Raw genomic sequence first — 21,560 nt, forward strand, 5'->3', positions numbered from 1 at the left:
TTACTGCTCAGTTAAGTACTTCCTTACTATGGAAGTTTTACATCAGATAGGTCTTCACCTGCACCGATAGCTTTCATTTCGCCAGCTACGATTTCAGCAAGAGGGCCTAGGATAACTTGTAGGTTGTTTTCACCTAGCTTAACAACACCTTTAGCACCTAGTTTCTTAAGAACTGCTTCGTCAGCAACAGAGCGGTCTTTAAGAGTTAGACGTAGACGTGTGATACAAGCGTCGATTGAAGTTAGGTTCTCGTGACCACCTAGAGCTTTTAGGTATTGACGTGCAAGGTCGCCTTTTGGAGCCTCGCCAGCTGGAGTCGCTGCAGCTTCATCATCTTCACGACCAGGCGATTTCAGGTTGAAAGCGCGGATTGCGAAAGAGAAAGTGAAGAAGTATAGAGCACCGAAACCAAGGCCGATTGCTAGAAGTACTAGAGGTTTAGTTGCTAGACCCCAGTTCAATACGAAGTCGATAAGACCAGCAGAGAAACCGAAACCGTGCAAAGTACCAAACATGTTAGCAACAACTAGAGACAGACCAGTGAATACAGCGTGCATTGCGTATAGAGCAGGAGCTAGGAATACGAACATGAATTCTAGCGGCTCTGTGATACCTGTTAGGAATGAACAGAATGCTACTGAGAATAGTGCACCACCAACTTGACTACGTTTTTCAGCAGGAGCTGCTAGGTACATTGCAAGTGCAGCACCTGGTAAACCGAACATCATTACTGGGAAGAAACCGTTCATGAATACGCCAGCGCCTTTATCGCCACCGAAGAAACGGTGTAGGTCGCCTGATTTAACAGTGTCAGTTACTTCTTTAACAACAGTAGTGATTTCTGGAGTTACAGAGTTAGCGAATGTGAATGTATGCTCTTGGCCAACAACTAGAGTTTTAGCTAGTGATGGGTCAACACAAAGTTGAGTGATGTTAGCGAATGCGCCTTGACCAGCAACGATGATTTCTTGACATGTACCCATACCGAACCAGAAGTACGAGTTCAATACGTGGTGTAGACCTACAGGGATAAGTGCACGGTTAAGAGTACCGTAAACGAATTGACCAATAGCGCCAGACGTTGATACTGCGTGAGCCAGTGCGTCTAGACCAGATTGAACACCAGGCCAAACCACACCAGACACAGCACCTGCAACAAGTGCAAATAGACCAGCCATGATTGGTACTAAACGTTTACCAGCGAAGAATGCCAGCCACTCAGGAAGGCGTGTAGCATGGAAAGCGTTGTAAGAGTGACCTGCGATGATACCTGCGAAGATACCGCCGAAGAAAGACATGTTAACGTCAGCGTTAATTGTTGTTGCTGTCGCCGTTAGAACGAAGTAAGCAACTGCACCAGCAAGACCTGCTGCGCCGTTACCGTCTTTAGAAAGACCAATAGCGATACCTAGACCAAATAGCAATGGTAGGTTACTGAAGATAGCACCACCGGCTTGCGCCATAAATGGAATATCAAGTAGATCGCCTTGACCTAAACGTAATAGAAGCGCCGCAATCGGAAGCGTTGCGATAGGTAGCATTAACGCCTTACCTAGCTTCTGTGCATATCCTAGAATATTCACCAGTTGTTTCCCCCTATAGGATTTTTTAGAATTCGTTTGAGAAACTTATTTTAGTCGCTCAATTTAGTCCTATTCAGTGTATTCAATTAATTTTGCTCCGCAAATTAAAACCTTATCATTTGTGATCGTAATCACCAGTTTTCACCAAATCCAGAGGTTTTTGCTAGCGAGATCATAAAACTTATTTTATCATTCAAAAAAATGAACATTTATAGATAAAATCCAAATCTAACTAATGGGTCAAAAGTGAGTTATTTTCGGCATTAAAAGCTAGCTAACTTACTGATATTTTTAACCCAAACCCATAAAAACAATGAATTGTTCACATGTTTTTCAAACACTTAAAATCGCTTCCCACTTTGAAGCCGTTTGCCCATAAAAGTTAAATCGTTACGTAAATGATGTTCGCAAACTAAGTCAACATTTAGGTAACGAACGAATTTAAAAGATCTGACGAAATAAGGATTAGCTGACTATGTACGCGCTAAGTAACTGTAAAATTTACACTGGTAGTGATGTTCTAACCGATCATGCTGTAGTAATCGAAAACGAACTGATCAAAAAAGTCTGCCCTATCTCTGAATTACCAGAAGGTATCGAGGTTCGTGACCTAGACGGTGCAAACCTAAGCCCGGGTTTCATTGACCTACAACTGAATGGTTGTGGTGGCGTGATGCTGAACGATGAAATCACTGCAGAAACAATGCAGATCATGCACAAAGCAAACCTAAAATCAGGCTGTACAAGCTTCTTGCCTACTCTGATTACTTCTTCAGATGAAGACATGCGTGCAGTTATCACAGCAGCTCGTGAATACCATAACCAATACCAGAACCAATCTTTAGGTCTTCACCTTGAAGGTCCATACCTAAACGTTGCGAAAAAAGGCATTCACAGCGTTGATCATATTCGTAAGTCTGACAGCGAGATGATTGAGCTTATCTGTGAGAACAGTGACCTTGTTGCGAAAGTAACACTAGCTCCTGAGCTGAACGACCCAGAGCATATCGAACGTCTACACAAAGCTGGTGTTGTCGTTTCTATCGGTCATACCAACGCAACTTATGCAGAAGCACGCCAAGGTTTCGAATCTGGCATTACATTCGCAACACACTTATTCAATGCAATGACACCTATGGTTGGTCGTGAACCTGGTGTGGTTGGCGCTATCTACGATACACCTGAGGTGTACGCCGGCATCATCGCCGACGGTTTCCACGTTGATTACGCAAACATCAGAATTGCGCATAAAGTCAAGGGAGAAAAGTTAGTATTAGTGACGGATGCCACAGCTCCTGCAGGTGCTGACATGGAATACTTTATTTTTGTCGGTAAGAAAGTATATTACCGAGATGGTAAGTGTGTTGATGAAAACGGCACACTGGGCGGCTCAGCTCTGACTATGATTGAAGCAGTTCAGAACACAGTTGAGCACGCTGGTATCGCTTTAGACGAAGCTCTTCGCATGGCTACACTATACCCAGCTACAGCTATCGGTGTAGAAAGCAAGCTAGGTCGAATCAAGAAAGGCATGGTTGCAAACCTAGCTGTATTTGACCGAGACTTTAACGTTAAAGCGACTGTTGTTAATGGACAATACGAGCACAATTAAGTATGAATGGCGGACAAATAGGTAACGTAGACTTAGTTAAACAACTAAACAGTGCGGCGGTATACCGACTTATAGACCAACAAGGGCCTATCAGTCGTATACAAGTGGCTGATGTAAGCCAACTCGCACCGGCAAGTGTTACAAAAATTACCCGCCAACTATTAGAGCGCGGCCTAATTAAAGAGGTCGCACAGCAAGCGTCTACTGGCGGTAGACGCGCTATCTCTCTAACCACAGAAGTAGAGCCTTTTCACTCTATCGCTGTGCGCTTAGGGCGAGACTACATTCAAGTTAGCCTTCTCGACCTTGGTGGCCGTGAATTGGCTTTCCAACAGCAAGACCTTAACTATTCAGATCAGTCAGACCTTACTCAAGGCTTGGTCAATACGCTTAAGACCTTCATCGCTGAACACCAGCCGAAAATCGATCAGCTGATTGCGATTGGCGTGACCCTTCCAGGCTTAGTGAACCCGACGACGGGTGTCGTTGAGTACATGCCAAATACAGACATCGATAATCTTGCATTAAGCGACATTATTCGCGACACATTCCATGTCGCTTGTTTTGTTGGTAACGATGTTCGCGGAATGGCACTAGCTGAACACTACTTTGGCGCGAGCCAAGACAGCCAAGACTCTATCTTAGTGAGTGTTCACCGCGGTACTGGTGCAGGTATTATCGTTAACGGTCAGGTTTTCTTAGGTCATAACCGTAACGTCGGTGAAATCGGTCATATCCAAATCGATCCACTTGGTGAACAGTGCCAATGTGGTAACTTTGGTTGTCTTGAAACGGTAGCGGCAAACCCTGCAATCGTTGAGCGCGTGCAAAAACTGATTAAACAAGGCTATGAGTCTTCTTTAACCGAGCTTGAGCGTATTACTATTCAAGACGTTTGCGACCACGCAATGAATGGCGACGAATTAGCTAAGCAGAGCTTGGTTCGAGTAGGAAACCAGTTAGGTAAAGCGATCGCGATGACGATCAACCTATTTAACCCTCAAAAAGTGATCATCGCTGGTGATATTACTAAGGCACAAGAGATTGTTTTCCCTGCAATTAAGCGCAATGTAGAGAATCAGTCGCTAACGACTTTCCATAGCGGCCTGCCTATTGTAGCATCACAGATCGATAAACATCCTACGATGGGAGCTTTTGCTATGATCAAGCGCGCCATGCTCAATGGTGTGTTACTGCAGAAGCTACTTGAAGATTAAAGAACAATAATTCTGATTTTCCGCGGGCCGTGTTTGTAAAAACACGGCCCGTTTTTTTAAGCTAGGGAACTACAACAACAAGTTATGGAACTTATATTAATATCCACTGCGTTTATCGCAGGATTTATTGCTTTAAAGTGTCACCTTCCCCCACTGGTTGGCTTTTTGGTTGCGGGATTTGGGCTTTTTGCCTTTGGTTTCGAAACCAATGAGACCATCATTACCTTGGCTGACCTCGGTGTCACCCTGCTCCTATTCACCATCGGCTTAAAGCTAGATATCAAAACCCTGCTCTCAAAAGAGATCTGGGCCGGCGCCACAATACATAATCTTTTATCCACTCTGTTTTTTGCCGTCGCCCTATTTGGTTTTAAGTTCCTTGGCATTTCGTCACTGGCAGCTATGTCAATCGAGCAGATTGTTCTACTCGGCTTCGCCCTATCATTCTCCAGTACCGTATTTGCGGTAAAGTCTCTGCAAGAGAAAGGGGAGATGAATGCCACCTACGGCACCTTGGCGATTGGTATCTTAGTCATGCAAGATATTTTCGCCGTCGTCTTTCTTACCGCTTCAACAGGCAAGCTGCCTGAATGGTACGCGATTGCTCTATTTGCATTGCCATTCCTGCGCCCACTGTTTTACAAAGTGCTAGATTGGGTTGGCCACGGTGAAATGTTAGTCCTATTCGGCATTTTCTTCGCTTTGGTTGTCGGTGCTGGACTCTTCCAATTGGTGGGTATGAAGCCAGACTTAGGAGCTCTTATCCTAGGTATGTTGCTCGCGGGTCATCGAAAAGCTTCAGAGCTATCAAAATCCCTGTTTAACCTTAAAGAGCTGTTCCTTGTCTGTTTCTTCTTAAATATTGGCTTATCAGAACAGCCAACCATTCAAGGTTTTATGCTAGCGGTACTGTTCTTGTTGCTGTTACCAGTGAAGGGCGTGCTTTACTTCTTGGTACTTAATCGCTTCAAGTTCCGCGTTCGAACTTCGTTGCTCGCTTCACTATCACTGTTCAACTACAGTGAATTTGGCTTAATCGTTGGTGGCCTTGCCTTTAAGATGGGCTGGATGTCTGGTGATATCTTGGTTGCCGTCGCGATTGCAGTATCACTCTCTTTCCTAGTTGCAGCACCTCTAAACCGTGCAGGCCACAAGCTTTACCAACAATCCGGTAAATGGTTAAAAGAGCATGCAGCAGAAAAGCTTCATCAACGTGATAAACGAATAGACCCAGGTCGTGCTCAAGTACTTATTCTTGGTATGGGACGAATTGGTACCGGTGCTTATGACGAATTACGTTCACGCTACGGCAAGGTAAGTTTGGGTGTCGAAGTTCGTGAAGAAGCCGCACATACCCATAGAAGCCACGGTAGAAACGTGATTTCTGGCGACGCGACCGACCCAGACTTCTGGGAGCGTATTCTTGATACCGCAAATGTAAAACTGGTTATCTTAGCTATGCCCCATCACCAAGGTAATCAAACCGCTTTGGAGCAATTAAAGTCTCGTAACTTTAAAGGGCAGATTGCGGCTATCGCTGAGTATCCAGATCAACTCGATACTTTGAAAGAAAATGGTGTTGATGCGGCGTTTAACATCTATAGCGAAGCCGGTAGTGGTTTTGCTCGCCACGTTTGTGAACAATTAAACCCAAACATCAATAAAATCTAGCCCAAACCTCCTTTAACAAAACCTCTCAAGACTGTGAATTTTCGCACTTTTGAGGGGTTTTCGTTCAAAAAACAGACTGCATTTAGATATCAAACACCAAAATAAAGAATTAGTTAAATAATTTCTAACATAACACCCTTTATATTATTTTTTTGCTCACTTCCGGTTGCTTTTTTTAGCCAGAATGGCAAATTGAATACAGTTGATTTAGAAATTATTTAAAAGGAAGTTCTATGTGTTCAGTATTTGGCATTCTCGACATAAAAAGTGATGCCGCAGCACTTCGCCCTATCGCTTTAGAAATGTCTAAAAAGCTTCGTCACCGTGGACCAGATTGGTCTGGCATCTATGCTAGTGACAAAGCAATCCTTGCTCACGAGCGTTTAGCTATCGTTGGTCTAAATAGTGGCGCTCAGCCGCTATACAGCCAAGACAAGAAGCACATTCTTGCGGTAAACGGCGAAATCTATAACCACAAAGAACTTCGTGCTCGCTATGAAGATAAGTACCAGTTCCAGACAGACTCTGACTGTGAAGTTATCCTAGCGCTATACCAAGAAATGGGCGCAGACCTGCTAGAAGAGCTAAACGGTATCTTCGCATTCGTTTTATACGATGAAGAAAAAGACGAATACCTAGTAGGCCGCGACCATATCGGTATCATCCCGCTTTACCAAGGCTACGATGAACACGGTAACTACTATGTTGCTTCTGAAATGAAAGCACTAGTTCCTGTATGTAAAACAATTAGCGAGTTCCCTCCAGGTAGCTTCTACTCTTCAAAAGATGCAGAGCCGCAACGTTACTATGTTCGCGATTGGAACGAATACGCAGCAGTGCAAGGCAACAGCACAAGCAAGGAAGACCTAACGGAAGCACTAGAAGCAGCCGTTAAACGTCAACTAATGACTGACGTACCTTACGGTGTACTTCTGTCTGGTGGTCTAGATTCTTCAATCACTTCTGCAGTCGCGAAACGCTTTGCGGCAATGCGTATTGAAGATGATGAGCAGTCTGAAGCTTGGTGGCCACAACTGCACTCATTTGCGGTTGGTCTAGAAGGTGCACCTGATCTTATCGCTGCTCGTGAAGTGGCAGACAAGATCGGTACCGTTCACCACGAGATGACATACACCATTCAAGAAGGTTTGGATGCAATCCGTGACGTTATCTACCACATCGAAACCTACGATGTAACGACCATTCGCGCGTCTACGCCAATGTACCTACTTGCTCGTAAGATCAAAGCAATGGGTATCAAAATGGTACTGTCTGGCGAAGGTGCTGATGAGATCTTTGGTGGTTACTTGTACTTCCACAAAGCGCCAAACGCAAAAGAATTCCATGAAGAAACGGTACGTAAACTGCTAGCTCTGAACATGTTTGACTGTGCTCGTGCGAACAAATCACTGGCAGCATGGGGCGTAGAAGGCCGTGTACCATTCTTGGACAAAGAGTTCATCGATGTGGCAATGCGCTTAAACCCAGAAGACAAGATGTGTGGTAACGGTAAGATGGAGAAACACATCCTACGTGAGTGTTTTGAACACTACTTACCGGATTCAATTGCATGGCGTCAAAAAGAGCAGTTCTCTGATGGTGTTGGCTACGACTGGATTGATACATTGAAAGCAACCGCTGAAGCGAAAGTTACGGATAAACAAATGGAAACGGCTCAATTCCGTTTCCCATACAACACGCCAACAACTAAAGAAGGCTACGCTTACCGCGAAATCTTTGAAGAGTTGTTCCCGCTAGAATCTGCAGCGGAGTGTGTACCGGGCGGTCCATCTGTCGCTTGTTCATCAGCGAAAGCCATTGAGTGGGATGAGTCGTTCCAAAACTGTGTAGACCCATCAGGTCGTGCGGTTCAAGCGGTTCACAACGACGCTTACAACGCGTAAACGCTCAGGCAAATTCGAAATACTAAAAAAGGCGCATTATGCGCCTTTTTATTTTAATCCTAGATGTAATAATTCTTATCACAAAGTTAAGCGTGTGCTTGTAGTGCCTCGTTTTCAATACTGACTGGCACCACCTGACTGATCATCTTCACTAACATGATAGAACGAGCCTCACCGTCTTTCTGGTGGAAAATCGCCTCAATACCAGCAAACTGACCGCTATTAATTTTCACAACTTGACCAGATTCAAATTCAACACAGCAATCTTCAACGTCATTGCTGCAATGCTTCTCAAGTTCTTTGAGCTCAAAAACCAAGTCGCCTTGTACTTCATGTGGTAACGCTCCAAACTTAATGAAGTCCACTACGCCGCGTGTTGAACGAACGGTCGTAAAGCTTGGCCCTTGTTCATAATCAAATCGAACAAAAACGTATGAAGGGAACAGCGGCTCTTTGACCACTTTTTCTTTCCCTCTCACTACTTTTTCGACTTCTATTTGTGGGTAAAAGCACTCTACCCCTTGATTCTCTAAATGCTGCTGAGCGCGTTTTTGATCGCCACGCTTACAGTAGAGTAAATACCATCGTTTCATTTCACTAATCCTTTAACAAGTGCTGTACTTGACCTCTCAGTATTTGGTTGATGAATAGCAAAGAACGCCACATAACGCAAAGAATTACGTCAAATTTGAAATTTTAGTTTTCAGATGAGAAAAGTAAAGCAAAATCACCTAAAAACAACAACCTTATCAACAACCTAAAAATCTTTGTGCTTTTTTTTTAAAAAAACTTCCATTTGTAAACATCATCACTGATGTGTATACATTACGGGCATTATTTTTTCTGCTCAGCATAAATAAAAAAACTAATGGTTAATAAGACCGCGCCTATAAAGAGCATTAACACAACAGGAAACATCAATTATGTCTGACTTGAACATACTCAAGCAACCCAAACCCTTTTATTTAATATTCTCAATTGAATTCTGGGAGCGATTCGGCTTCTATGGAATGCAAGCCATTCTAACCGTATATTTAGTAAAAGTAATGGGGTTAGCTGAATCAGACTCTTTTGTCCTATTTGGAGCTTTTTCTGCTTTGCTTTATGGATTTATGGCTGTGGGTGGATGGATCGGCGATAAAATAATAGGTACTAAACGAGCTATTACTCTAGGTGCAATAATTATGATGGTGGGTTATATACTGTTAGGTATGTCAACCACCAGCAGCCATTTGGGCGGTAAAAATTTAATTTACTTGGCAATGGGCTTCATTACCGTAGGTAATGGTCTTTTTAAAGCAAATCCATCTAGCTTACTCGCGAAAGTATATCCGGAGAACGACCCTAGACTGGATGGCGCTTTTACACTCTACTACATGGCTATTAATTTAGGTGGCCTAATTTCAATGATACTGACGCCGATCGTTGCAGAAAAGGTAGGCTATGGCCTGGCTTTTGGTATGAGTGCTTCAGGATTAGCTGTTACAGCCGTTAATTTTTTAGCTTGTAAAAAAATGGTCAAAGGGGTGGGCTCTCCAGCTGACCTTAAGCCTGTCGTACTTTCAAAGCTTCTATTAGTAATCTTTGGTTCAATTATTGCTAGTTTCGTCTGTAGTTACCTATTGCAAAACTTAACACTAGCTCACGGTATATTAGTCATTGCTGGTATCTGTATCGTTACCTTGTATTTCAAAGAAGCTCTAAAAATTAAAGGCCAAGAAAGAAGTAAAATGCTAGTAGCGTTTGTTTTGATGCTACAAGGCGTTGTCTTCTTCGTCCTCTATTTTCAGATGCCTACATCTTTAAACTTCTTTGCAATCCACAATGTTAGTCACGATATTCTTGGTTTCCCTGTAGAGCCAGAGCAATTTCAAGCACTGAACTCGTTCTGGATCATGGTTGCAAGTCCTGTTATGGCAATACTTTATGGAAAACTAGGCAACCGAGTATCAATGCCGTTCAAATTTGCAATGGGTATGGTGCTATGTGCCCTTTCTTTTTTAATTTTAGGTTGGAGCGTTAGCTTCGCAAACATTAATGGTATTGTAAGTTCAAACTGGCTAATTGTAAGTTATCTATTCCAATCACTAGGAGAACTATTAGTCTCAGGCTTAGGTTTAGCGATGGTCGCACAACTAGTACCTCAGAGATTGATGGGATTCGCAATGGGGATGTGGTTCTTAACGTCAGCGACGGCCGCAGTTGTCGCTGGTTGGGTAGCGAGCCTTACTTCAGTTCCAGAAGGTGTGACGGAAACAGTGCAAACACTCAACCTATATGGAGACGTATTCAGCAACATAGGTTATGTGACAGCTCTTATTGCGGTATTAACTTTCTGTATTGCTCCAAAGTTAACAAAAATCTGTGAGACAGATCAGGAGACTGAACTAAACACAGCTCAAGCGTAAACCAATACAAAAAAGGTTCATAGCGGCTTTCCAAGGAAAGCCGCTTTTTATCTTCAAGAATAAGTAATATGTATCTCGATAGTCGATGCGATAATCCGGTGAAGGTAAAAACTAGCTTTCGCGCAAACTCTTTTAATGGTTAAATTCCACTCTGTTGTACTTATACCTACTCTCCCCAGAGCCCTTTAACATACACTTCTGATTCACAGTACCAAAGCTCTTTAAGCTATGATTCGCGTATATAAGTGGTGATTGAATCCTTATTGATATTCAATATCTCGGTAAGATAGCCAATTTACTGTACAATCAAGTTGCCTCTATTTGTTAACAACACGATGCGTGAGCGCTTATCCCATTGCCTCGCTTGTTTACTTGCTTGAATTTGTTGACTTGGTCGACTCTGACTCTATCACCACCTTGCGATAGCTTCGATATTGTTACCATATTTTCCAAGCTGTGCGAAAACTCTCATATGTCCTTACGGCTTCGGCCTAACCCTATCCAAATAACTTGGTGAGCCTTAGCACCCTCAATGGCATAAAAATATTACGAACTCGTCTATGACGAGTTGCTTAGCCCCTCCTATTTCACTGGCGGGACCACTTGTCTAAGTCAGCGTTTATCTATCTATTTAATGGTGTACTAACGAACATTCGTAAACTGGGAGGTATACTTAATGATAGAAGAGGCATTGATTAATCTATATAACCTTTAGGCGCTTCGTTATACGAACATAAGGCTCTAACCAAAATAGAGGTTCTATTTTATGCCGCAGTAACGACACCTGACTTGCCGCGTTTAAGCAGCACGCCAAACGGCACAACCTCTTTTATATGACGCCATTGATACTCATGAATAGTCTCGACTTTGTTACTACAAAGACACTTTATCTTAGAGTTAGGTTTAAGAGTCAGGGGAATAATTGATGCTGTATGATGAGGTTTTACTATTTTAATGCCTTCCCAGAGTAAAGAGCGGAAAGTATGGCTCAGCATGAAAATGGTAGTTTGTGTATGATTTTTGTTTGGCAACTAAACCGTATTACTTACTACCGTTTTTGTTTTTAGTTCCCGCGAATCCGCGATGAACTACAAAAAAGCGGGTTCAACTATTTGAGACCCGCATTGTCTATATCGTTGTAACTATGACCCTTTATTGGATAAGCTTCAGTCGCCCTGACAACCTGTTGTGCTATTACGTTGATTTTCAACAAGTTCAGCCATCATGTCGATATGCGAATCTCTGTCGTTAAGACACATGATATAGCTAAACTCAGAACCACCAGCATCAATGAAGGTTTCCTTACACTGATCTGAAATCTCTTCCAGCGTTTCTAAACAGTCTACAGAGAAAGCTGGAGCCATGATATCGATCTTCTTGATCCCTTTGCTTGGCAATGATTCAAGCGTCTCATCGGTATATGGCTTTAACCATTCCTCTCGACCAAATCGAGACTGGTAAGTCATGGTGATATCGTCTGCAGATAAACCAAGCTCTTCGGCTAATAGCTTAGTTGTCGCTTCACAATGTTGAGGGTAAATATCCCCTTCATCTGCCAATCGCTTCGGAATGCCGTGGAAAGAGCAAACCAAATGCTCCGCTCGGCCATTTTTCTCCCAGTGGCTACGAACACTCTCAGCCAATGCTTTGGTGTAACTAGGGTGTGCGTAGTAATCACGGATAAAGCGGTAACTAGGAATAACAGGCATCTGTTTAAAGGCTTTGGTTAAACCATCAGAAACCGCAGCTGTGGTGGTGCCTGAGTACTGAGGGTACAGGGGCAGTACGATGATCTCTTCAACGCCCTGCTCCATCAGCTGCTCAACGCCTGTTTTCAGGCTTGGATTACCATAAGTCATCCCCAGCGCGACAGGCATCTCTAACTTCTTCTGAAGCTTCTCTGCTTGTCTTTGTGAATACACAAGAAGCGGTGAGCCGTCGTCCATCCAAACCGACTGATAAAGCTTGGCTACTTTAGGTGAACGAATCGGTAAAATCACTCCGTGCAATATCGGGCACCATAGCCAGCGCGTTAGATTAACGACTCGCTTATCGTGCAAAAATTCACTCAAAAATCGACGAACGCCAGCTGGGGTCGCAGAATCTGGTGTACCTAAGTTCACCAGTAAAACGCCCTGCTTTTTATTATTTTCCATAGATACCTGAGACCAATATGTAATTTTGTAGAGAGTAATATACTAATCTGCTGAAGTTTAAGATCATTGCTTGTCGCTAAATGTTGAGATAATCATTTGGCGTGACATATAACCAACATCAACTTTCGATTATGAGCGAACTTTTCAAAGCTAATGTGCGTTGAATCGAGGGCCCCTAATTATCTTAGATTGGTATCGTACTAAAAATTGAGACAAAAAAAGCGACCTTTAAGGTCGCTTCCAATATATCAAATTCTAAAACTGGCTGTTAGCCAATTATGCTAGTGCTTTCTCAAGTTCTGCACTAACTTCAGCAACTTGCTTAGTACCGTCAAACTTAAGGTACTGAGTGTTACCAGCTTCAGCTTCTTTACCATAGTAAGAGATTAGTGGAGCTGTTTGCTCATGGTACACGCCTAGACGAGCACGAACTGTTTCTTCTTTGTCGTCATCACGTACAACTAGCTCTTCGCCTGTTACGTCATCTTTACCTTCCTCTTTTGGTGGGTTGTACACAGTGTGGTATGTACGACCTGAAGGAAGGTGAGCACGACGACCAGCCATACGCTCAACAATCACATCGTCAGCTACGTCGAATTCAACAACGTAATCTACAGCGATACCCATCTCTTTTAGGCCATCAGCTTGTGGGATTGTGCGTGGGAAACCGTCTAGTAGGAAACCTTTCTCACAGTCATCTTGAGCGATACGCTCTTTGATAAGACCAAGGATAATTTCATCAGAAACTAGCTGACCAGCGTCGATTACTGATTTTGCTTGCTTACCAAGCTCAGTACCCGCTTTGATAGCAGCACGTAGCATGTCACCAGTTGAAATTTGAGGGATACCAAATTTGTTCATGATGAAGTTAGCTTGAGTGCCTTTACCCGCGCCAGGAGCACCTAGAAGAATGATGCGCATGTTTAATCCTCTTATAAAATTATGATTTATACCGAAGCTCACTATCCCAACTTCCTAGCTCATCGTTTAGATGAACAGAAATCGTTAGGTAACCGTTGAGGTTAAGCAAAACTGCAAATAGAAGCAAAACGGTAAGTTTCGGTATAACGTTTAAAAATCATACAACTGGGACAAGTTGGATCCTAGTACCAGCTGATTAGGTCGAGCATTCTATCACATTAATATTCAATTTGGCTGAATTTACGACTAAAGAATGCATCGCCTCATTTTGTTGTGACGATAACGGTGGCGTTGACCACGTTTAACACATTTTCAACGACGTTCATTAAAAAAGCCCGCATTTGCGAGCTTTTAATTACAATTCGTGGTTTAGCCCAAAGTCGAAAGACTAACGCTTTGTTAGCAGCTCGTTGATTGCACCCAAGAATTGTGACGGATCTTCCATAGAGCCTTTCTCAGCCAGCATCGCTTGACCAAGTAGTAGCTCAACCCAACGACCAAACGCTTGCTCATCAGCTTCATCAGCCATTTGTTTAACAAGTGCGTGCTCTGGGTTAATTTCAAAGATGTACTTAACTTCAGGTGCAGCTTGACCTGCCGCTTCAAGAAGCTTAGCCATTTGCGTACCCATTTCGAAGTCATCCGTTACAACAACTGCAGGTGTCGTTGCGAGTTTAAACGTAGTACGAACTTCTTTAACGCGATCACCTAGGTAAGATTGAGTGCGCTCAACAACAGACTTAAACTCTTCTTCAGTCTCTTTCTGCTTCTCTTTCTCTTCTTCACCTTCAAACTTGCTTAAATCTAAGCCCGCTTTTGTGATCGACTGAAATTGTTTGCCGTCAAAGTCTGTTAGGTAGTTCATTACGTACTCATCGATGCGATCGTACATTAGCACTACTTCAATACCTTTCGCTTTAAACTGCTCCAAGTGTGGGCTGTTTTTAGCTGCTGCGTAGCTATCTGCTGTCAGGTAGTAAATCTTATCTTGGCCTTCTTTCATACGCTCAACATAAGACGCTAGGCTGATAGTTTGATCTGCAGAATCAACTTCTGTAGACGCAAAACGAAGAAGACCTGCGATCTTCTCTTTGTTTGCCATGTCTTCCGCTGGGCCTTCTTTCATTACAAGACCGAACTCTTTCCAGAATTCTAGGTACTTCTCGTTGTCATTTTTCGCCATGCGCTCAAGCATAGTAAGTACACGCTTAGTACATGCACCACGAAGAGACTGAGTTACCTTGTTATCTTGCAGGATTTCACGAGATACGTTCAGTGGTAGGTCGTTTGAGTCAATCAGGCCGCGTACGAAACGCATGTAAGATGGCATGAACTGTTCAGCATCATCCATGATAAATACACGTTGTACATAAAGCTTTAAGCCGCTCTTGTGGTCACGGTTCATCATGTCCCAAGGTGCTTTAGCTGGGATATAAAGCAGGCTTGTATAGTCGTTCTTACCTTCAACCTTGTTGTGGCTCCAGGTTAGTGGATCAGCAAAGTCGTGAGATACGTGCTTGTAAAACTCTTGGTACTCTTCTTTCTCGATGTCTGATTTGTTACGAGTCCAAAGCGCTTGAGCTTTGTTGATTTGTTCCCAGTGCTTCTCTTCGGTGTCTTTACCTTCGTCATCTTTAACCGCAGTTAAGATAGAAACTGGGATACCGATGTGGTCAGAGTATTTACCAATTACTTCACGTAGACGCCATTCATTCAAGAACTCTTTACCGTCTTCACGCATATGAAGAATGATGTCTGTACCACGAGACTCCTTAGTGATGTCTTCAATGGTGTAATCGCCTTCACCCGCAGAGTGCCATTGTACTGCTTCATTGCTTGCAAGACCTGCGGCACGTGTACGAACGGTTACTGCGTCCGCAACGATGAATGCTGAGTAGAAGCCAACACCAAATTGTCCGATCAACTGAGAGTCTTTGCTTTGGTCTTCAGATAACTTAGAGAAAAAGTCTGCAGTACCTGATTTCGCGATGGTACCTAAATGTTCAATAACGTTGTCGCGGCTCATGCCGATACCGTTATCAGAAATGGTTAACGTATTCGCCTCAGCGTTAAATGACAGTTTTACACCTAGATCTGCATCGCCTTGGTAAAGTTCAGCATTTGATAGCGCTTGAAAACGTAGCTTGTCCGCTGCGTCAGATGCGTTAGAGATCAGCTCACGTAAGAAGATTTCTTTATTTGAATACAGTGAGTGAATCATTAGATGAAGTAGTTGTTTTACTTCAGATTGAAAGCCACGAGTCTCTTTATTTTGCGTTGCCGTTTCGCTCATTTTTACTCCAAAACATCTATACTTTGTGTTGAAAACTATAGGGGCGGAACACGTAATGCCGCTCTGATGTTCATTAACATGAGGATGACAATTGTAAATTCAAGGTCAAAAATCATAAAAACACTGTTTTTTTGATCTGTTTTTATTATCCTTAAGCCTCATAAATATAAAAGAACATAAAAAAAGTCATGATTTGGTGAAGATTTGAATAAATTTCACCTCAGATTTGTCTATTCCGCACTCAAAATAACCCAAAGTAGAAGAATTCAATGAGCAATATCGGCACAAAGTTTATTCTCGCACAGCGGTTCGTATTCGATCCAAACAGCAACTCACTTGTTGACCAAACGAGCGACGGCGAAGTCGTGCGTCTTGGCAGCAATGAAAGCCGCATTCTCCTTATGCTGTCAGAAAGACCCAATGAAGTTATCACTCGTAACGAATTACACGAATATGTTTGGCGTGACCAAGGTTTTGAGGTTGATGACTCAAGCCTAACTCAAGCCGTTTCAACACTACGAAAGATGCTGAAAGATTCAACGAAATCTCCAGAATTCGTTAAAACTGTGCCTAAACGCGGCTACCAATTTATCGCAACCGTTGAGCGCTCAGCCCCACTTTCGTCAAATGACCAACCTGCTGCAGTTGAAATTGCCGAAAATGACGTAGAACCAAGCCTAACGTTTGCAACAATACCTGTCGCAGAAGAAGTCGTTTCTGAGACAAGCGCACCTGAGTCTATCTCTAAACTTCAGGAGGCCAATACTGAGGTTGAGCTAACTAAAGTACCAGCAACAACTGAAGCTAAAAACAGCAACAAGTGGTTAATTCTAGGGTTGCTATTTGCCGCAGTTATGATGCCAATTCTGGTACTGACTTTTACTAACCCGGCGGAATCTGAATTTCGTACATTAGCAGAAGTTGATGGTGTAAAGGTTCAATCACCAATCAATCATCCGGGTTTAACAAATTGGCTACCTGCGATTGAAAAATGTGTGTTGAGCTATAACACTAACCACACTGGTATACTAAAGCCAACCGAAGTGATAGCAACTGGCGGACAGGCCAACAACATAGTTCTTAACTATATTCATCCGCAAGAACACTCTAGCGAAAATATTACTCTCAGAATTTACGCAAACCAGTCGGATGTAGACGACATTTGTAAAGGTGGCCAGTAGCATGAAATTAAAAGTATCTGTTTTCTTACTGGCCCTATCTGCTTTTCTAAGTGGTTGGTTACATTGGGGGAGCGACGCAAAAGTAGCACGCCTACTTACCTCACATGAATGGCAATCAAAGATGGTTTCGCTTATCAGTGCAGAAAAACAAGCCGATTCAATCGGTCCACTCCGTAAAGTTGAGCTCTCCTCAAATGCTAAGTACCTACCAAACGGTACATATCTGAGAATGTCGGTGGTCAGGCTATACGGCACACAAACCGCACCAGCTAACGTCATCAACATTTCAGAGACGGGTCAGTGGGAAATTAACGACAACTACCTACTGGTTTCGCCAACTGAGTTTAAAGATGTTACATCGGCTCAGCGCCAAGACTTCTCTCAAGAGCAACTAGAGCTGATTACTCAAGTAATCAAGATGGATGCAGAGCAAAGTCGTCGCATCGACATTGTTAACCCGAAGGCACTGCTACTGACTAGCTTAAATCATGGTTCTACCGTCTTGTTTTCGAACTAACATTGAAAAGCTATTTACGGCATATCGATGGATGAATACCACTCACGATAAACCTAAAAAAGGGGCATGAGGCCCCTTTTTGTTATCTTAAACTCAAAGATAAAACTCTATGGATTGGATAAACTCACTCGCTCTATTCTTTGGCTCATTAATCGCCAACACGCTTGCCTCTTTATCAGGCGGCGGTGCTGGGCTTCTACAGTTCCCGTTACTCATCTTTCTAGGATTGCCCTTTTCAGTTGCACTGGCTACCCACAAAGTCGCTAGCGTTGCTCTCGGCTTAGGTGCTGCATATACCCATATCAAGGGTGGCACGTTAAGCTGGAAAATTTGTCTCTACCTAATTATCGTCGGCAGCATTGGAGTGGTCGTTGGCGCGAATATCGTACTCATGATCCCAGATGCCATTGCACAGAAACTGCTTGGCGCAATGATCTTAGCACTGGGCGTTTACTCACGACTAAAGAAACAATTGGGTCAAGAAGAGCAGCTTAAAAACCGAGACATAAAACGTTGGATAATCGGTGGGGTTGGGCTGGCACTCATAGGCATCATCAGCGGTTCACTCACTGCCGGATCAGGCCTGTTAGTTACCCTATTTCTAGTTCGTTGGTTTGGTTTTACTTATAAACAAGCCGTCGCATTAACCATGATATGCGTCGGTTTGTTCTGGAATGGCATCGGCGGCATTGCCATTATGCAAGCGGGTGCGCCAATATACTGGGTATGGTTACCCATATTACTGTTAAGTTCGTTTGTTGGCGGAAGCCTAGGGGCATTCCTCGCAAACCGTTCAAGCAATCAGCTCGTCAAAACGGCTTTCGAAATATTGACGTTTGCGGTCGGCATCAAGCTATTGCTATAGAATTTTAAAGGTTATCTATGAATACAGAGTCGAATCAACACAGCCCAGCAGTGCTGAAAGCCACAATAGCAATACACTATTGCCGCCAATGTAATTGGATGCTTCGCTCAAGTTGGTTGTGCCAGGAACTGCTTCATACCTTCAGTGAAGAGATTGAACAAGTCAGCCTGCATCCAGATACCGGTGGACGATTTGAGATCTTTTGTAATGGAGTACAGATTTGGGAACGAAAGGCGGACGGCGGCTTTCCTGAAGCGAAAGTTCTGAAGCAAAGAGTAAGAAACCTCATTGCTCCAGACAGAGACCTCGGCCACGTAGATTCAAAATAAACTCATTACGGCCGGTTTTATGATTTAAAGCTGACCGCTAACCAGTACATCGCCGTCAAGGCTGATCACTTGGAAAGTGCCATTTTCATAGATGCCATAGCTTGCTGCATGACCTTCTCGTGGGAACGTCACCGAGCTTGGGTTAAAGATGAAGATGTCATCTTGGTACTCAGCAACTGGGATATGGGTATGGCCATGAGCAATGATATCACCCGCTTTCAGTGCTGGCCGTTTCGTTGTGTTATATAGGTGACCGTGAGTTAAGAAGATACGTTGGCCTGATTCTAGTAACACCCATGAGTAATCCATCATCATTGGGAAAGAGAGCAACATCTGATCGACTTCGCTGTCGCAGTTACCACGGACAGCAATGATCTCTTGGGAGAACTCGTTCAGCTTGTCTGCAACAGCAGGCGGGTTGTAACCCTCTGGAATCGGATTTCTAGGGCCATGATTCAGAATGTCACCCAGTAGGATTAAATATTGGGCACCCGAAGCTTGGTATAGCTCTAATACCTTTTCTGTTGCTGGTAGCGAACCGTGTAGGTCTGAAGCAAAAAATAATTTCACACGTACTTCTCCATAAAATTTATGGGCCTATTGTACGTACCTAACGGCTAAACGTCATCTCCCACCATACCGTTGATAACAATATTATTGTAACTAACCATACCGACAATCTTATTATCACGGACCACAGGAGCGCGGCTAATACCAAAGCGTTCAAACAAGCGTGCACAATACTTCACATTCATTTCGGCAGACACGCTTAACGCGGGCTTAGTCATGATTTCATAAATATTGGTGCGTTCAGGAGAGCGATTTTTGGCTAAGACTTTTTTGGCAATGTCGTTCATCAACACAATCCCGTACTCATCATCTTCATGACGCTTATCCACGATGATCGCTTTTACTTTGTGCTTTTTCGCCATTTCTATCGCCGCTAACACTGTGGTTAAGCCATCAATAATCACATAGGTATTGGCCATTACATCGCCAACCCGGATTTTGTCACTGGTACTCATAGCTCATCCTCCACAACTTTAGTTAATGTCTCGACTTGATGTGCAACCCCAACCGCATCTTCAACATCGATTTGTACTGATATTCCTTGCCCTGATTCTTGGTCGAACTCGCCAACTTTGCCGATGGTCTCTAAAATGTGTCGTGCTAAGTGCTCTTCAACGACAAACAGCAGCACATCTTTTTGTACCTCAAGCGTCAAACCAAAGAAGGTACGTTTTTGGTTTAGCCCTTGCCCTCTAGCATTATTGATCACGGTAGCCCCCGTTGCGCCCGCATCACGCGCCGCATCGAGTACGATGTCAGTCTTGCTCTCTTCCACAAACGCTAAGATCAATTTAAAGCGCATCTTTGCTCTCCTTAGAGGTGTGTAAACGGTTTAACCATTGCGTTATTTGGGCATAGCCCATTACTGAAATAATCGGAAACAAGCTAGCAAAGGCGATTAACCCAAAACCATCGTTCACCGGGTTTCTCCCAGGTACGGTAGAGGCAAGTCCAAGCCCCAATGCTGTCACCAATGGCACTGTCACCGTCGATGTGGTGACACCGCCCGAGTCATAGGCCAAAGGCACTATAAGTTTGGGCGCGTAAAACGTTTGGATCACCACAACCACGTAACCAACAATGATGTAGTAATGAATAGGATCACCAGCCACGATCCGATAGCTGCCCAGCGAAATACCGATTGCAACACCGAGTGCAACGGCAATCCGGAGCCCATTGACGCTAATACTGCCACCGGAAACTTGATTCGCTTTAATCGCAACCGCTATCAATGAAGGCTCGGCGATCGTGGTACTGAATCCGATACAGAACGCAAAAAGATAGACCCAGTAATAATCAAACCATGTTAGGGCTAAGCCAGAACTGATTTTAAATTCAGTCAGAAAAGACGGCTCCGTTAACTGCATCGCCATCGTCTCTCCTAAAGGAAATAAGGCCAGTTCTAGCCCCATCAAGAAAAGAGACAAGCCAAGAATGACGTAAAAGAACCCTATCAATACTTTGGGCAGGTTGTTGACTGGCCTGCGTAGCACCGCCAATTGAAAGCCAAATATGATCACCGCAATCGGAATCACATCCATCACGGTGCCAAGAAAGGTATCGATAAACTGTTGAACACTGATCATGTCACCACCATTCCATAGACCATGACAAACATCATCGGCAACAGTGAAGCAAACGCAATCAACCCAAAGCCATCAATCATGGGATTACGACCTTTAATGGCCGAAGCCAGCCCCACACCTAATGCCGTCACCAACGGAACAGTGATGGTTGATGTAGTCACGCCGCCAGAGTCATACGCGATCCCGATGATATTTTCGGGTGCAAAAGCAGTGAGCACCACCACTCCGATGTAACCACCGATTATCATGTATTGGATTGGCCAACCTTTTAGGATCCGAAGTACACCAAGCAATATTGCGATGCCTACCGACAATGCAACGGTGAAACGCAGACCATCGGCATATTCTTCCATCTCATCATTAGAATTGGGTATCACACCGCCCTCAGCAGCCACTTCTGCGGCTTCGGTTGCAACCGCCGTTAACGCAGGCTCCGCTATGGTAGTACCGAACCCCAGACAAAAAGCGAAGATCAATAACCAGAATACGCTACCCTTACGAGCAAAAGCTTGTGCCATAGATTCGCCGATCGGGAAGAGCCCCATTTCAAGTCCGAAAATAAAGAAGGTAAGCCCGAGAACCACCAGCACTAAACCCGCCAAAATAGACAGCAGATGCGGAAGCGGCTCTTGTAAAACAGCAAGCTGGAAGAACGCGATCACGGCAACAATAGGCAGTAGATCACGAAGGCTACCTAACATAGCTCGAAACAAAGCTAGCACTGCCGTCATCGCAACTCCCTATCAC

At 43.8% G+C, this 21,560-nt stretch carries 19 protein-coding genes; 9 read left to right on the forward strand and 10 right to left on the reverse strand.

Annotation, left to right across the window (positions count from 1 at the left end; genetic code table 11):
• Window positions 1-26 precede the first annotated feature (26 nt).
• Window positions 27-1,583: an N-acetylglucosamine-specific PTS transporter subunit IIBC gene (nagE, locus tag BTO10_RS17800; protein ID WP_105025385.1), complete on the reverse strand. Its 1,557-nt coding sequence runs from the start codon at window positions 1,581-1,583 to the stop codon at window positions 27-29.
• Window positions 1,584-2,058: 475 nt separating this feature from the next.
• Here nagE and nagA point away from each other — a divergent pair, with 475 nt between their 5' ends.
• The 4 genes from nagA to asnB all read left to right on the forward strand — a co-directional run bounded on the left by nagA (window position 2,059) and on the right by asnB (window position 7,987).
• On the forward strand, window positions 2,059-3,195 hold the full coding sequence (gene nagA, locus BTO10_RS17805) for an N-acetylglucosamine-6-phosphate deacetylase (RefSeq protein WP_004737892.1): 1,137 nt from the start codon (window positions 2,059-2,061) through the stop codon (window positions 3,193-3,195).
• Window positions 3,196-3,197: 2 nt separating this feature from the next.
• Window positions 3,198-4,412 carry a DNA-binding transcriptional regulator NagC gene (nagC, locus tag BTO10_RS17810; protein WP_004737891.1) on the forward strand — a complete coding sequence of 405 codons (1,215 nt, stop codon included), beginning with the start codon at window positions 3,198-3,200 and terminating at the stop codon, window positions 4,410-4,412.
• A gap of 84 nt (window positions 4,413-4,496) precedes the next feature.
• Window positions 4,497-6,083 carry a cation:proton antiporter family protein gene (locus BTO10_RS17815; protein WP_004737889.1) on the forward strand — a complete coding sequence of 529 codons (1,587 nt, stop codon included), beginning with the start codon at window positions 4,497-4,499 and terminating at the stop codon, window positions 6,081-6,083.
• 233 nt (window positions 6,084-6,316) lie between these two features.
• Complete coding sequence (gene asnB, locus BTO10_RS17820) at window positions 6,317-7,987, forward strand: asparagine synthase B (protein ID WP_105025386.1); 1,671 nt, start codon at window positions 6,317-6,319, stop codon at window positions 7,985-7,987.
• An 86-nt stretch (window positions 7,988-8,073) separates the two neighbouring features.
• Here asnB and rfaH read toward each other — a convergent pair whose 3' ends face one another.
• Window positions 8,074-8,580 (reverse strand): transcription/translation regulatory transformer protein RfaH, encoded by a 507-nt coding sequence (gene rfaH, locus BTO10_RS17825; protein WP_004737887.1) that lies wholly within the window; start codon window positions 8,578-8,580, stop codon window positions 8,074-8,076.
• A gap of 327 nt (window positions 8,581-8,907) precedes the next feature.
• On the opposite strand from rfaH, the gene dtpA reads away from it, so the two are divergent.
• The gene (gene dtpA / locus BTO10_RS17830) at window positions 8,908-10,395 is read left to right on the forward strand and encodes a dipeptide/tripeptide permease DtpA (RefSeq protein ID WP_258100144.1); all 1,488 of its coding nucleotides are present in this window, start codon (window positions 8,908-8,910) and stop codon (window positions 10,393-10,395) included.
• A gap of 1,166 nt (window positions 10,396-11,561) precedes the next feature.
• Here the strand turns inward: dtpA and hemH are convergent.
• The 3 genes from hemH to htpG form a co-directional block, all read right to left on the reverse strand.
• Window positions 11,562-12,551, reverse strand: a complete 990-nt coding sequence (hemH, locus tag BTO10_RS17840) for a ferrochelatase (RefSeq protein ID WP_004737885.1) — start codon at window positions 12,549-12,551, stop codon at window positions 11,562-11,564.
• Between the two features lie 276 nt (window positions 12,552-12,827).
• Window positions 12,828-13,472, reverse strand: coding sequence for an adenylate kinase (adk, locus tag BTO10_RS17845; protein WP_004737884.1), 645 nt, complete (start codon window positions 13,470-13,472; stop codon window positions 12,828-12,830).
• Between the two features lie 388 nt (window positions 13,473-13,860).
• Entirely contained in the window at window positions 13,861-15,765 is a 1,905-nt protein-coding gene (htpG, locus tag BTO10_RS17850; protein WP_004737881.1) for a molecular chaperone HtpG, read from the reverse strand.
• 269 nt (window positions 15,766-16,034) lie between these two features.
• Here htpG and BTO10_RS17855 point away from each other — a divergent pair, with 269 nt between their 5' ends.
• The 4 genes from BTO10_RS17855 to BTO10_RS17870 all read left to right on the forward strand — a co-directional run bounded on the left by BTO10_RS17855 (window position 16,035) and on the right by BTO10_RS17870 (window position 18,657).
• On the forward strand, window positions 16,035-16,946 hold the full coding sequence (locus tag BTO10_RS17855; RefSeq protein WP_105025387.1) for a transcriptional regulator: 912 nt from the start codon (window positions 16,035-16,037) through the stop codon (window positions 16,944-16,946).
• 1 nt (window position 16,947) lies between these two features.
• On the forward strand, window positions 16,948-17,463 hold the full coding sequence (locus BTO10_RS17860; protein ID WP_004737878.1) for a regulatory protein ToxS: 516 nt from the start codon (window positions 16,948-16,950) through the stop codon (window positions 17,461-17,463).
• Between the two features lie 109 nt (window positions 17,464-17,572).
• Complete coding sequence (locus tag BTO10_RS17865; protein ID WP_105025388.1) at window positions 17,573-18,328, forward strand: sulfite exporter TauE/SafE family protein; 756 nt, start codon at window positions 17,573-17,575, stop codon at window positions 18,326-18,328.
• A gap of 50 nt (window positions 18,329-18,378) precedes the next feature.
• Window positions 18,379-18,657: a SelT/SelW/SelH family protein gene (locus tag BTO10_RS17870; RefSeq protein ID WP_105025618.1), complete on the forward strand. Its 279-nt coding sequence runs from the start codon at window positions 18,379-18,381 to the stop codon at window positions 18,655-18,657.
• Between the two features lie 24 nt (window positions 18,658-18,681).
• Here the strand turns inward: BTO10_RS17870 and yfcE are convergent, their stop codons facing one another.
• The 5 genes from yfcE to BTO10_RS17895 are packed head-to-tail and all read right to left on the reverse strand — an operon-like array spanning window position 18,682 to window position 21,544.
• Window positions 18,682-19,227, reverse strand: a complete 546-nt coding sequence (gene yfcE / locus BTO10_RS17875) for a phosphodiesterase (RefSeq protein ID WP_105025389.1) — start codon at window positions 19,225-19,227, stop codon at window positions 18,682-18,684.
• A gap of 47 nt (window positions 19,228-19,274) precedes the next feature.
• The gene (locus BTO10_RS17880) at window positions 19,275-19,682 is read right to left on the reverse strand and encodes a CBS domain-containing protein (RefSeq protein WP_004737874.1); all 408 of its coding nucleotides are present in this window, start codon (window positions 19,680-19,682) and stop codon (window positions 19,275-19,277) included.
• Window positions 19,679-20,029, reverse strand: a complete 351-nt coding sequence (locus BTO10_RS17885) for a P-II family nitrogen regulator (RefSeq protein WP_105025390.1) — start codon at window positions 20,027-20,029, stop codon at window positions 19,679-19,681. Before BTO10_RS17885 ends, BTO10_RS17880 begins: the two co-directional genes overlap by 4 nt.
• Window positions 20,019-20,813 carry a DUF1538 domain-containing protein gene (locus BTO10_RS17890; protein WP_105025391.1) on the reverse strand — a complete coding sequence of 265 codons (795 nt, stop codon included), beginning with the start codon at window positions 20,811-20,813 and terminating at the stop codon, window positions 20,019-20,021. The genes BTO10_RS17885 and BTO10_RS17890 overlap by 11 nt, the downstream gene beginning before the upstream one ends.
• Window positions 20,810-21,544, reverse strand: a complete 735-nt coding sequence (locus BTO10_RS17895; protein WP_105025392.1) for a DUF1538 domain-containing protein — start codon at window positions 21,542-21,544, stop codon at window positions 20,810-20,812. The genes BTO10_RS17890 and BTO10_RS17895 overlap by 4 nt, the downstream gene beginning before the upstream one ends.
• Window positions 21,545-21,560: the final 16 nt, after the last annotated feature.

Source organism: Vibrio chagasii, from assembly GCF_002954585.1.
Lineage (GTDB): Bacteria > Pseudomonadota > Gammaproteobacteria > Enterobacterales > Vibrionaceae > Vibrio > Vibrio chagasii_A.

Excerpts from the sequence above, each read along its gene's own strand:
- htpG (WP_004737881.1), bottom strand. The coding sequence starts at position 15,765 with ATGAGCGAAACGGCAACGCAAAATAAAGAGACTCGTGGCTTTCAATCT.
- BTO10_RS17895 (WP_105025392.1), bottom strand. The coding sequence starts at position 21,544 with ATGACGGCAGTGCTAGCTTTGTTTCGAGCTATGTTAGGTAGCCTTCGT.
- BTO10_RS17890 (WP_105025391.1), bottom strand. The coding sequence starts at position 20,813 with ATGATCAGTGTTCAACAGTTTATCGATACCTTTCTTGGCACCGTGATG.
- BTO10_RS17865 (WP_105025388.1), top strand. The coding sequence starts at position 17,573 with ATGGATTGGATAAACTCACTCGCTCTATTCTTTGGCTCATTAATCGCC.
- rfaH (WP_004737887.1), bottom strand. The coding sequence starts at position 8,580 with ATGAAACGATGGTATTTACTCTACTGTAAGCGTGGCGATCAAAAACGC.
- BTO10_RS17860 (WP_004737878.1), top strand. The coding sequence starts at position 16,948 with ATGAAATTAAAAGTATCTGTTTTCTTACTGGCCCTATCTGCTTTTCTA.
- BTO10_RS17815 (WP_004737889.1), top strand. The coding sequence starts at position 4,497 with ATGGAACTTATATTAATATCCACTGCGTTTATCGCAGGATTTATTGCT.
- BTO10_RS17880 (WP_004737874.1), bottom strand. The coding sequence starts at position 19,682 with ATGAGTACCAGTGACAAAATCCGGGTTGGCGATGTAATGGCCAATACC.
- nagA (WP_004737892.1), top strand. The coding sequence starts at position 2,059 with ATGTACGCGCTAAGTAACTGTAAAATTTACACTGGTAGTGATGTTCTA.
- BTO10_RS17885 (WP_105025390.1), bottom strand. The coding sequence starts at position 20,029 with ATGCGCTTTAAATTGATCTTAGCGTTTGTGGAAGAGAGCAAGACTGAC.
- asnB (WP_105025386.1), top strand. The coding sequence starts at position 6,317 with ATGTGTTCAGTATTTGGCATTCTCGACATAAAAAGTGATGCCGCAGCA.
- nagC (WP_004737891.1), top strand. The coding sequence starts at position 3,198 with ATGAATGGCGGACAAATAGGTAACGTAGACTTAGTTAAACAACTAAAC.
- adk (WP_004737884.1), bottom strand. The coding sequence starts at position 13,472 with ATGCGCATCATTCTTCTAGGTGCTCCTGGCGCGGGTAAAGGCACTCAA.
- hemH (WP_004737885.1), bottom strand. The coding sequence starts at position 12,551 with ATGGAAAATAATAAAAAGCAGGGCGTTTTACTGGTGAACTTAGGTACA.
- BTO10_RS17855 (WP_105025387.1), top strand. The coding sequence starts at position 16,035 with ATGAGCAATATCGGCACAAAGTTTATTCTCGCACAGCGGTTCGTATTC.